This is a genomic window from Gluconobacter sp. P1C6_b, assembly GCF_018811945.1.
Classification (GTDB): Bacteria; Pseudomonadota; Alphaproteobacteria; order Acetobacterales; family Acetobacteraceae; genus Gluconobacter.
This window is the reverse complement of record NZ_JACRVU010000022.1, coordinates 1-12,134: the sequence shown is the minus strand read 5'-3', so window position 1 is coordinate 12,134 and position 12,134 is coordinate 1. Positions and strand designations below refer to the sequence as shown.

The 12,134-nt window shown below is 55.5% G+C and carries 7 protein-coding genes, 1 tRNA gene and 1 rRNA gene; 6 read left to right on the top strand and 3 right to left on the bottom strand.

The annotated features are described in order from the left end of the window. Positions 1-37: 37 nt before the first annotated feature. Positions 38-655, bottom strand: a complete 618-nt coding sequence (locus KP701_RS12875) for a hypothetical protein (RefSeq protein WP_211556140.1) — start codon at positions 653-655, stop codon at positions 38-40. A 1,397-nt stretch (positions 656-2,052) separates the two neighbouring features. Here KP701_RS12875 and KP701_RS12870 point away from each other — a divergent pair. From KP701_RS12870 to KP701_RS12845, 6 genes are all read left to right on the top strand, one after another. Beyond that, positions 2,053-2,850 (top strand): hypothetical protein, encoded by a 798-nt coding sequence (locus tag KP701_RS12870; RefSeq protein ID WP_211556138.1) that lies wholly within the window; start codon positions 2,053-2,055, stop codon positions 2,848-2,850. 21 nt (positions 2,851-2,871) lie between these two features. Next, positions 2,872-3,696 (top strand): hypothetical protein, encoded by an 825-nt coding sequence (locus KP701_RS12865; protein ID WP_211556136.1) that lies wholly within the window; start codon positions 2,872-2,874, stop codon positions 3,694-3,696. Beyond that, positions 3,680-3,973: a hypothetical protein gene (locus KP701_RS12860; protein ID WP_211556134.1), complete on the top strand. Its 294-nt coding sequence runs from the start codon at positions 3,680-3,682 to the stop codon at positions 3,971-3,973. Before KP701_RS12865 ends, KP701_RS12860 begins: the two co-directional genes overlap by 17 nt. Next, a complete protein-coding gene (gene mobF / locus KP701_RS12855) occupies positions 3,973-8,016 on the top strand; it encodes a MobF family relaxase (RefSeq protein WP_211562334.1) in 4,044 nt (1,347 codons plus the stop codon). The genes KP701_RS12860 and mobF overlap by 1 nt, the downstream gene beginning before the upstream one ends. Continuing rightward, the gene (locus KP701_RS12850) at positions 7,982-9,568 is read left to right on the top strand and encodes a hypothetical protein (RefSeq protein ID WP_211556130.1); all 1,587 of its coding nucleotides are present in this window, start codon (positions 7,982-7,984) and stop codon (positions 9,566-9,568) included. The genes mobF and KP701_RS12850 overlap by 35 nt, the downstream gene beginning before the upstream one ends. Before the next feature lie 696 nt (positions 9,569-10,264). After that, the gene (locus tag KP701_RS12845; protein ID WP_211562348.1) at positions 10,265-11,929 is read left to right on the top strand and encodes a recombinase family protein; all 1,665 of its coding nucleotides are present in this window, start codon (positions 10,265-10,267) and stop codon (positions 11,927-11,929) included. Here the strand turns inward: KP701_RS12845 and KP701_RS12840 are convergent. Further along, positions 11,886-11,962, bottom strand: a tRNA-Met gene (locus KP701_RS12840). The genes KP701_RS12845 and KP701_RS12840 overlap by 44 nt on opposite strands. A 53-nt stretch (positions 11,963-12,015) precedes the next feature. After that, positions 12,016-12,130, bottom strand: a 5S ribosomal RNA gene (gene rrf, locus KP701_RS12835). Between the last annotated feature and the right edge of the window lie 4 nt (positions 12,131-12,134).

The window sequence follows — 12,134 nt, the reverse complement described above, 5'->3', positions numbered from 1 at the left end:
ATGCTGCCGCGGGATAGAAGCGGAAACGAAGCTGACGTCAGCGGGCGACGGCGAGCACTTCGGAAAGCGGAAGCTCACTCAGCACGCCAGAGAGAATGCGGCCGGCGACGAACACGTCGTGAATCAAAGAGGCCGGATGATATGGAGCGCTTGTTTGCGGATCGTAGAGCTTCCAGATGCGACGATAATCGTCGTGACCGACAATCAGGTTTGAAAACAGGCCTCTCATCAGCCTGTCAAAACGCAGAACTCGCAGATCATCCCCGTGAGGCAAAGGCGCGAGCCAGCACTGGACACGACCGTCCAGTGGAACGATCAGTGTCGGTGCGCCATGCTCCTTTCCCACGCCCTGGCCGTTCTCGATCGCCTCAAGAAAAGGTCGATGAACAAGATCGTTCCGCAGTTCCGGATCAAGACTCAGGAAGACCGACGTATTGATCGTATCATGCGGAATGTGCGTCACGGTGAACTGTTCGGTCGGAGACCACAGACACATGCGTTCAGCAGAGTGGCTGGCACCGCCGGAATTGCCGACCAGCAGATCGAGCAGACAGGCTTCAATCAAAGTGGAGGCACCACCCTTTGGACGACCAGGAGAGCCTGTGGGGGCAAGCCCGATAATACGAGCTGGAATGTCAGAGGGAGAGAAAGACATAGGAGATCCAGTAAAAGACTGTGATCACCCGCAGGGTCTTGCCATCTGGCAGAGAGAACCTCTGGGGCGAGAGCCGCAGCGCAGCTCCCCTCCCCTTGTCTGCAAAAGAAAAAGACCTCCTCCGCTCCGACGGAATGCAACTCCCAGCCCCTGTATGTTGCAACTCCACCGGTTTCATAAGCCGCGCCAGCAGGCGATGACCAGCTGGTTCAGCAATTCAGACGGGTCCTGCTATTTTTCTCAAAAATCCACTGCCACGCACCAAGGGTGCCTTGGTCTGTAACAGATTTTCCGCACTCTCTTTGTCCGGCGGATGTCCGCCTGATATCCGCTCGGTGCCCCGTCAAGAGCGCAATCATGTCAGAAATCATTTGAGATCTTTCCGGTCCCGATCGTTTGGCATCCAGAAAAAAAATTGAATCCTTTTCCTCAGGATGAGCGATTTTTCTGGTGGCTTATTTTCAGTCTATTAAATCTGAAGGGGTCTGAGCGTGCGTCCTCTATGATGGGCGCTTTCAGTCTCGTGCCACTGCAGCAGTCAGGGTTTTTATGAAAATATTGTCCGAGAAGGAGATCATACTTCTCTTTCGCGAGGCCCGGATCAAGACACGCGGTCAAGAGCTACCTACGTTTCTTGAACTCCAATATGAGGCATTGCAGCCCAGTTTGAACGGCTCGCCTGACTGGCGTTCGGTCACGGCCGGCTTCTCTAGACTTGGCATTCGCAATGCCCGTAATGGCCCTTTGACGCCGGACACGGTCCGTAAGGCATGGCGACGCGTTGAACTCAAGGCTAATGCAAAAACCCAATTGGAACTACCAGCCTCTCCGTCGGTCCATCTTCTTCAAGACACCGCTGCGCCACCGACATCCAACACTGCCCGGCCAGCTCCAAAGGTGGATGGGCGTACAGGCTTCGACGGCCAAAGACCGAACGAGGAGTCACCATCGAGAAATTGGAGCGTAGAGGAAAAGCTGAAGGGGGCTATGCAACAGTTACGGCGTTCGGAGACTCCCATGCCGAAGCCAATTTCTGCGAATCAGAGATCGAAGGACAACAGGAACTAGCTCATCACGAAATAGTGATATTGCATTCCGCCGTCAGGACACCAGACGCCGTGAACCGTCAGGGCCGTCCAGTGACACGCCCAATAATATTATGAACGATCCAGACAATTAATTATGAAATAACTTCTATGTAATTATGGAGATGTTTTTTGATAAATCGAGGAAAGACTACATAAATAGGTTGATTGTTCTCCGGTTTTTCAAATTAAATACCTCATCCTCAAGAGACAAAATTTCTATCTGATGAGCGTCTCAAGGATGAGGTTATCTAATTTATGCCATTCCTAATGAAATGACTTTCATTCTGGTGGCGAACACTGGAGTTAATCATGGTTAGTCCATCGTCTGACGAAATAGCCCGTAAGACGCAAAAAGACGCGCCGCAGAACCTCTTGGACTGCGATAAAGCGAGCAAGCCGATCTGCCTGATTGGCGGGGGCCGCGGCGGGCGAGGAAAAACATCCACCCAGCGCTGGTTATATGAACGAGCACACAACGCCGGGAGATCAGTACTTCTCGCGGACGGCGATCATACAAATCAGTCCCTGCGAGGATTTTTCCCGGAGGCATCATCGCCACCTTCTGCAGAGCCAGCGGCAGTGGGTGCCTGGTTTGAAGCAGAGATCGAACGAGCCTCCACCACAGCCCAGTCCCTCATCGTCGATTTCGGTGGAGGAGATCAAACGATCAAGAAGATGAGCCGCGAATTATCTCTTGTCGAGAGCATCAACGAAGCAGGACTGACCCCGGTCGCTTTGTACTGCATTGGCGGGGATCCGGACGATCTGGGAGCGCTTTATTCATTGTATGATGCTTTTGCACCACCAGCTACACTCATCGTGTTCTCACGTTTCTCTCTTCCAAGCCACATCGATGCAGTTTCGTGGCTTGAGACCGCGGTCCGACAACATCAACCTCTTCAAGCCATCCTCAACGCCGGCGCTGAGCTCGTTCCAGTGCCGACCCTGAGCTGTGCGCATCGACTATCCGAGCGACGATTGAAATTTTTCGATGCCCTCTCGGGGGCCGGAAGTAACCCCCTTGGCGTTTTCGATCGCCAGCGGGTTCAGACTTGGATGCGCGAAATGGAAACAAGCTTCGCCAGAGTTACTCATTATCTTCCGTAATTCACGTCTGGGAACAGAATCATGACAGATACATCGAAATGCACATTCGATCGGCCGCTTGGCATGGTCGACGTCGCAAAGAAATACGGAATTCTTGAAGAGGATCCGTTGTGGCCGCTGATGGTCGCATGGGATGCCGCATGTCAGGCACTTGATGAGCAAAAGTGCGAATTGAGAAAATTCACGCAAGTTATTGATACTGAAATTACGGGCGCTCTCAGAGCTCGGACCGAGACCCTCACGGCAGAAACACGCAAACTCGATGCAGAAGCGGAAAGGTACGCGACACTTGCGCGGCAGATTCATGCGAAAACGATCCACGAGACGAGTGAGCATGTCGCGAAAATTGCCGAAAAAGCCTTTACCCAGCGCGTGCGATCTATCAATCGCAATACACTGGTCGCTTCCGCACTTGCAGCAGTCGTTCTCGCAACGTGCCTCTACGGGGTTGGCCATTTACGCGGCTACGATGATGGGTTCGCCATTGCGAAAGCAGAAGGCGATGCCTTTTATAAAGTCAACGACGCTGCGCGCATTGCGGAAATTACCACGATCAACAGCAATAGCGGTGAGGCTGCCCAACTATTTCAGGAGCATCCGGAAGAGCTGAAAGCGTGGGCCCCCCTTATCAAACTGAACCGGCTCGCGGTGACCAGTATCTGGGACATTTGTCGCCACAAAACATCGTTTGTTTTTGATAATGACCGCAATCAACTGGGTTGCTGGCTTCCTTTGAAAATCCCGACCGACCCAAATCGCCCAAGTACTATGCTTATACCCGGTCGACTTCCAGATCCTGTTACTGCGACTCTCGATGCGAGTGGATCAGATGACGGCAATCAATGAGACTTCAACTGAACAAGTCGTGCTCGTTACGTTACTTGGCACAATTGTGGAGACCCAGGCGGCGCACGGTAAATTGCTCTGTCTCTTGACTGAAGCAATTACCGCCCCCGCCCCCGGAGAAAGCGACCTGATATCCCTCGTGGGTAAGATCGCTTCTGCACTTCAAACGCAGGAGGCCAGAATTGCCGACCTGCATACGACTATTTATCGGCTTCCCGACAGTGTTGCTCAAACGCTGTCCACGGAATTACAGACGCTCCTCAGCGAAAATACCTGATGCTGACTTATCGAACGGGTGCGGGGGGCGTGCCCTCAGCCGCGCGCTTCATGGCTGACCACCTCCTTGAAGCAACCATTCCCAGCGTACAGAACGCACTGCTTCAATATTACAATGGGAGCAGCGCTCCGCTCGGGCCGGATATCTGCTCAGCCGAGCTTGGCGATTCCATTGATCCACGACCGCTAGCCGCGCTCGGCCTGTCGACGACAGAAAAAGGGCTTTCGCGCGAGATGATCATGAACCTGTTATGCGGGCTTCGGGCGGACGGCCGTCCGATATCCGGAAAACAGTATCAGTCCGGCACCACAGATATTGCTTCCACTCTCGATGTTTCGCTTGCGTCTTTATCTGATCCCCAGGCGTGGCAACGACTTGGCGGGATGGCAGCCGGATGTACACAGGACAACACGCGCCGCGCAGCATTTAAACGTCTGCTTCATCTTTACGGTGTTCCCCAGGATCATGCCGTTGACGAAAAGCTCAGCCTGCAGCTTGCCGCAGGCCTCAACTTCGCTGGGCAAAAGATATCCCGACAGACAATTGGAGACGCAATCACGTCCCGTCGCTCACCGATTGGTTATATCGATCTTACCTGGTCCGCAGACAAATCCGTTTCGATCGCCTTCGCACTGGCGAAAACTGATGCCGAACGCGCCATGATCCTGCAGGCGCATCAAGACGCCGTGACGGCTGCCATGGCCTTCATGGAAACACTCATCGGTCGTGCGAGAAAAGGCAAAGCAGGCTCAGGCGGCTTTGACCAGGGGCACATCGCATGGATGCAGTTTATCCACTTCACCGCAAGGCCTACCGTCGACCTGGAAGACACGGACCCGTCAAGTGGGGAAACCTTTACGCGCCCTGTCTCGGTCATGATCCCAGGCGATCCTCAGCTTCACACGCATGTGGTGGTGCCAAATGCGGTTGTCACACGGTCCGGTCGCGTCGGCGCCCTTGACCTCGATCGTCTTGGTGGACGGATCAAGGAACTCGGAGCTCTCTATCAAGCGTATCTTGCCCAGAATTTACGCAAACTTGGCGTCAAAATCGCGTTCGATCCAAAGACAGGAGCCGCGCGCCTTCCGGATGTGCCGGACGCCGTGCGCGATGCTTTCTCGAAGCGAACTCAGGGAGGCCGCGATGCGGCGCGACAATTTGCGACATCCCAGGGTCTGGAATGGGACAACCTGACATCTTCACAGCGTATCAGTCTGCTCAAATCTGGTACTCAGGGAGACAAAAGACAGCCCAAATCGGATGATATGGCCGATTTTGCATTCTGGAGGCAGACTGCGGCAGATCTTGGGTGGACTATTCCCGATTTTGTGGGCGATCACCCGATAACGCCATTGACCCACCCTGACCAACAGCTTGACCGCGCGCATCATCTGGCTGCCGAGCTGGTTGCGGAACGATTTAAAGAGAGCGCTGTCCTGGATGAAGCCACAGCGCGACATTGCGCCGCGCAGGCTCTGATCGCCGTCGGCGTCCATGCCCCTGAAGACATCGATATCATCATCAATACAATGCACACCCGGCCCCTGTTGTTGGACGGCGAGGAAACAAGGCTCATTTGCGTTGAGCATTACAACCGACGTGGCGACCGCAGTCTCAAATTTACTACAGGACTGCATGTGACGCGTGAGCAGACGGTGATTGAACTGGCACGAAACGCCGCCAACGATCGCGATGGTGCAATAACTGAGCCAGAAATTGACGAAGCCATTCTCGCGACCGGTCTGGACTTCTCCTCTTCCCACGGGCAGGCCCAACGTCGCGCCATGACGGCCCTGGCCACATGCGGACGTCTTTCTGTTCTCGTGGGTGTGGCTGGATCGGGGAAAACCACTCTTCTGGCACCGCTGGTGCAGGCCTGGAAAAAAGCTGGACGGACAGTCTGGGGCACTGCAATAGCCTGGCGCCAGGCGACTGATCTTGCAGATGCCGGCATTCCTGAAAATCAGATCAAAGCCTGCCATCCGCTCCTGCACGGCATCAAAACCGGCAAGATCTCCCTCGACGCGAACAGTGTGGTCATCCTTGATGAACTCAGCCTTCTGAGCACCATCCAGCTCCTCGAACTTGTTCAGGCGCAGGCGAATAGCAGGTGCCAGCTCGTTTTGATCGGCGATCCCCAGCAGTGCCAGGCGGTGGAAGCCGGACCCGTCGTAGACCTTTTACGCAGAGCGCTCGGACCAGACACCATCCCGGAACTGGTCTCCAGTGTCAGACAGACTTCTGAACGCGAACGCGCCACGGCTCTCATGCTGCGGGATGGTAAAAGTCGTGAGGCGCTTGACCGCAAACGTGAAGATGGCACGCTTGTTCTGGCATCCGGCGACTACTCCGACGTTGTTACGCGTATTGCCGATTTCTGGCTCGAGCGTCATCACGCAGGATACACCGCGCCAGATTTTTCTCTGACAGTATCCGCTCCGACCAATGCAGATGCCCGTGAGATTGCCCGTGAAATCCGCATCAGACGCCGACAGATCGGTCTTCTTGGAGAAGATCTGGTCCAGATTGATGCCATCGACCAGCATGGCACCACTTATCCCATGACAGTCGCACGTGGCGATCACGTCAGACTTTATGCGCGCACAAACGCCAGATACCCAACCGCCACTCGGGGAATCATCGGAAACAACGGATCCGTGCTCGAAGTCCTTGATGCTGACCAGACAGGACTGACCCTCCGCAACCGGACTGGCCGTGAAGGTTTCGTTGCCTGGACAACGCTCCAGCATCCTCAACGCAGCCAGATCCGGCTTGGTTACGGGGATGTGCTTTCGATTGATGCCACACAGGGCGTGACCTCGACAGAACATATCGAGGCCATGCCGCGTGGTTCGCAGGCCATCAATGCCCACCGAGCCTACACCCAGGGCTCTCGGCATCGGGAACACACATGGCTTGTAACATCCGAGGCAGCGGAACGTCGTCAGGTCGCAGGACGCCGCGCATTGGGAGATATCCGTCCCATTCGTTCCCGGGATATTCTCGACAATATGGCGCGGAACATGGCGCGTCCGGATCAACGCGAGGGCGCTCTGGCACTTTTGGACAAAGCCCGGGCAGGACGACACAGCGCGCATGCAACACTTCAGCAGGCCTGCCTGACGATTGAACGGACCCGACAACGGACAGGTTCCTCACCCAGTCTTGCTCCTGCCCTTGCTCGCCATCGTCACCAGAAAATCCATGACCTTCTGGCTGAAACTGTCTCTTCCTCCCTGTCTGCACAAACCGGGCATGCAACGAGCCTTTCAACAGGCGTGACCGATCTGACCGCCCATCTCAAAAAAACGATTTCTGACGCTCTGGCTCCGCTCGCGGACACTCTGCCCGCCTTCAGACGCCGCCGCGCACGCCGTCTGGCGCGCAAGAGAGCGGAAGAGCGTCTTCGTCGTCAGGAAACGCGGAGCTGGCGACGGATCGAACGGCCTCTGACGGATGAGGAGATGCCGGACTGGGGAACCCCGGATTATTTCGCCCTGATCGGTCTTTCCGATGCGAACGGTCGGCGCTCGATAGACATGAGCGATGCCTTCGACTTCTACAAACACGCGCTCTGGCGCAAAGGGGACGCCCGACGCGGCAAACCCGTGGGATTAAAGACTGCGACGCGCGAAGTCACACGTCTCTTTCAGCTCACTCTGCCAGAGGCGTATTCCAGCAACGGGCCTACAGATCGTTATCAGGATCTTGTCCTCACGCCTCAGGGCCAGCCGTCTTCTTTAACCGATCACCTGATAGACGACCTGAACGATATGGAAATTGCGTTTCACGCCTCCGCCAGACAACCAGACAGCAGAGTTTCCATATCCCACCACGCCCTCGTTTCCGCGCTGTCGGCATTTGATCTTGAAACGGTTCTGGCTGTCTGCGATCGTTTTCTGCTCCTGGCCCGCCCTGATGAGCGGCAGTCACCGGGCATTTCGTCCGACAGGACTCTGACCGTCACATCTGAACGGCATCATTCTGGAAAAGCGAAAGCGTCCCGCCATGACCGCCAAAGACACTCAGGATACGATCTCTAAGTCCGCGAACAAGAGCCGGCCCTCCCTGGGGAACCCCTGGCAGAACTGGCACATCAACCTTCGTAGCGGCATGACTGCCCGTGATCTCAATCTCCGTCTTCAGGCAGTGCTGTTCACGGCAGAACATTATCGTCATTGCAGACCCTACTGGATTAGGACTTTTGGGGCAGAGAAACCCCTTGGCTATGAACCGGATGCACAAGAGCAGACGATGCTTATCCGAGCGGACCGTGCAAGGCGGTATCGCCAGACAACAGTCACAACCTATCTTCGCCTGCAATATCTACATGCACAACTGGCGCAGGCCGTCGGATCAGGACGATCCCAATCGGCGTCACAGCAGGCACGGTTGAATTTCCTGAATGAGCGCATGTCCCGGCTTCAGGATATGACAGGTCGCATTGGAGCATCAGATCCTTTTGATTTCGCTGCCCTTCACCGGGGATTGAAGCCCCGTCGCCTGCGACTAACACGCCTGACGTCGCGGGAGATGACCTTTATCGACTATGAAGAGCGGCGCCGAACCCTGCTTCTTGCCGGAGTTTATATCATCGGCCAGGCCATCCATGTTGCAGCTCGCCTGATTGTCCACCACGGTGATACGATCAATGTGTCCTGGAACCTTCTGGCGCATCTCTTTTCTGAAGCTGTCGAACCCGGAAGCAGACGCAGTCTTTCCCACTACCTGATGGACCAAACGTCGGTTCAAATTCGTAATGATTTGGAGCAATTCATCACCGTAACATATCCCCTGAGCGGAGCACGCACCAAAAATCGACAGGCCAAGACGGACTCCAAGTATCTGGGTCTGACGAGAAGCGTGTTTTTGGATCTGAAAAAATATTATGAACCAGTGGCTGCCCAGTTGGGTGCCATGCACCTTCTCGCCTGCCACCGTACCGAGCCGGCACGCCCGAATACCGGGCAATGGCCTTCTGTCATCCCACCTGAGAGCGGGGCCCCTTCTCTGATGCGGGGTGGTTATACCCTTCTTGAGGATCCGGAAGACGAGGACATGACCTATGCGACGATCGGGCATACCCTGGCCCTGGAACAGATCTTGACCCGTCAGTTACCCGCGGCCCGTTCAAAAAAAAGGAAATCCCTTCTCACGAGGGGAGATTTCATTCCGCTGAACGGCGATTTTCAGTCCTCCGCGCTGTCCAACGATACCGGGATGCGCTTCAGAGATAATTCGATCTCTGTTTTTCACGATCCCTTCTCTAATAAGAACTATCATGTGAAAGATCCGAGTTCTCCGTACAAGTCTGAAATTGACAGCTACGAGTATGACGAGAACCAGCCTTTCCATATTCCAGAGTATATTCCACAGCCTTCAGAGCCGGACGATCTCGAGACTCTGCCAGGCCGTGAGTGCTCTGCGGATAACCAGGGGCCGCCACCCCAGACAGACGGCGCCGCTTCTGTGTCCGACGATCATGACAGACGCTTTCTGAGTGCCAGGATTCCACTTCGGCTGCCTCCGTTACCGGAAAATGTTTTAGCGGCTGCGCTGGCGTATCAGGATCCCAACAAAAAACCTAAAAAATAGTGTCCCGGAAAATCCGGACTCCAGCAGACGGATCCCACTTGCTTCTCTTCAGGCCGAACATAAGTCGCCTGGAGAAAAACAATGACGTCTCAGTATTCTTCCGCTCAATCTTTCCCTGACCTGATCCTGGCGTCTGAGTGTAGCAGCGTCATCGGAATATCGAGCCGACGCATCCTCCCTTTGATCCAACCTGGCGAAGTCGTGCACCGTAAGGAGGGACGGCGGGCACGGGTATTGATACCAGCGAGCGCATGCCGACGATATCTCCAAAAGAAGATGGCAGCTGACAAGACGCGCGGTACGCTTGCCGGGGATATGGAAACAGTCCTGCAAAATTATTATTGCATCCCTGCCCTGATAAAGATCGAATACGCGGCAAGCTTTTTTGAAACGTCGCGATCGACGCTGAGACGCTGCGTCTCGGACAATCTGATCACAAGCCTGCATATCGGTCGGAGTCATTACGTTCTGTCGGAATCTGCCGCTCATCTTTTCCGGCAGAGAGCTCCTGATCATGCATGAAAAAAAATCTCGGGATATAAATCGATCCTATCGGGAGCCTGCCGGGATTTCTGACCATCCGCTTCGTACGCTTGCTAAAATTCTCGCACGCCAAGCGGCCCGAGAATGGTATGAGGGTCAGATCAGCCCTGATTTGGACGTTTTCCCACCGCCACCTGACAGAAAGCTGCCGCCATGAAAGTTGTCCTTTATGCGCGTTACTCCTCAGACAATCAGCGGGATGCGTCCATTGAGGATCAACTGCGGGCGTGCCGGGGTTATGCTGACACACAGGGCTGGACGATCGTTGACAGTTACAGCGACAGGGCGATTTCGGGGGCATCCCTGATCCGACCTGGGATCCAGGAGCTCATCACGGATGCCAATGCTGGTCGCTTCCAGATCCTCCTGACAGAAGCCATGGACCGCCTGTCCCGCGATCAGGAAGATATTGCCGGTCTGTTCAAACGCATGAGCTTTGCAGGGGTAAAGATCGTCACCCTTTCAGAGGGTGAGATCAATCATCTCCATATTGGCCTGACCGGCACGATGAATGCGCTCTATCTCAAGGAACTGGCCAACAAGACCCGGCGGGGTCTACGTGGCCGCGTCGAACTGGGCAAATCCGGTGGCGGCCTGTGCTACGGCTACGATGTTGTCAAACAGCGCGACAGTCATGGCGAGGCGATCTGTGGCGAACGCGCCATCAATGACGAGCAGGCGCAGATCGTCCGTCGGATCTTTCGGGACTATGCCGACGGCAAATCTCCCAAAGCCATTGCTCTTTCACTCAATGCTGAAGGCCATCGCGGCCCCCTGTCCGGAGCCTGGAGCCCATCAACGATCAATGGCAACCGCGAACGCGGCACCGGCATCCTCAACAACGAACTCTATATCGGCCGACTGGTCTGGAACCGCCTGCGCTACATCAAGGACCCCAGCACAGGGAAACGCGTCTCCCGCCTCAACCCTGAATCCGAATGGGTTCTTCAGGACGTGCCTGACCTCCGGATTATCGAGCAGGATCTCTGGGATGCGGTCAAAGCCCGTCAGAGCAAAACAACCTGGTCCCAGAAATCCCGCGGCACCGGCACACACCCCCTCAACGCCCTGCAACGTCCGACCCATCTTCTGACAGGCCTCATCAAATGCGGCTGTTGCGGCGGTGGCTTTTCGATGATCTCCAAACATCACCTCGGCTGCTCAACCGCCCGCAACAAGGGCACCTGCGAGAACCGCCTGACGATCCGACGGGATGTTCTGGAAAAATCCGTGCTCAACGGACTGCGGACCCAGATGATGGACCCTGCCCTTTTCAAAGAATTCTGCGACGAGTTCACGCTCGAGATAAACCGTCTGCGGATGGAAAAAGGGGCCGATCTGGTCGCTCTGAAATCTGAACTGCCCAAAATCGAGCGCGAACTCGACAAGGCCGTGCAGGCGATCCTCGACGGTTTTGCCAGCCCTGCTCTCAAGACACGCATGGAGGAACTCGAAGCCCGCAAGGCAGAAATCGAAACACAACTGGCCGATGCGCCTGCTCCACCTCCCCTGCTGCACCCCAACATGGCCGAGCTGTATCGCCAGAAGATCGCGTCTCTCCACAACAGCCTCCAGAACAAGGCCGATGCCACGCAGACGATGGAGGCAATCCGGTCCCTGATTACGCGGATCCGCCTCATTCCGGAGAATGGGGAGCTTGGGATTTTTCTTGAGGGTGATCTGGCTGCGATGCTGGGATTTGCGACGAACAGAAAGAGCGCCGAGCGTCACCCTGATGCTGGCGTTTTCGAGAAGTTTTTAGTGCAGGATACATTGGTTGCGGGGGCAGGATTTGAACCTGCGGCCTTCAGGTTATGAGCCTGACGAGCTACCGGGCTGCTCCACCCCGCGGTGGTGTTTGTTGATGTTGGGGGATTGGTGTGGTGAGTTGGGTAGGCTGGGGGACCTGGCGGCGACCGACTTTTCCGCACCTTAAGGTGCAGTATCATAGGCGCTGAGGGATTTCACGGCCGAGTTCGGGATGGGATCGGGTGTAGGGCCCTCGCAATGGCCACCAGGTCTT

What these genes read in the sequence shown, in the direction of transcription:
- KP701_RS12875 (WP_211556140.1), bottom strand. Translation starts at nt 655, where the DNA reads ATGTCTTTCTCTCCCTCTGACATTCCAGCTCGTATTATCGGGCTTGCC.
- KP701_RS12870 (WP_211556138.1), top strand. Translation starts at nt 2,053, where the DNA reads ATGGTTAGTCCATCGTCTGACGAAATAGCCCGTAAGACGCAAAAAGAC.
- KP701_RS12865 (WP_211556136.1), top strand. Translation starts at nt 2,872, where the DNA reads ATGACAGATACATCGAAATGCACATTCGATCGGCCGCTTGGCATGGTC.
- KP701_RS12860 (WP_211556134.1), top strand. Translation starts at nt 3,680, where the DNA reads ATGACGGCAATCAATGAGACTTCAACTGAACAAGTCGTGCTCGTTACG.
- mobF (WP_211562334.1), top strand. Translation starts at nt 3,973, where the DNA reads ATGCTGACTTATCGAACGGGTGCGGGGGGCGTGCCCTCAGCCGCGCGC.
- KP701_RS12850 (WP_211556130.1), top strand. Translation starts at nt 7,982, where the DNA reads ATGACCGCCAAAGACACTCAGGATACGATCTCTAAGTCCGCGAACAAG.
- KP701_RS12845 (WP_211562348.1), top strand. Translation starts at nt 10,265, where the DNA reads ATGAAAGTTGTCCTTTATGCGCGTTACTCCTCAGACAATCAGCGGGAT.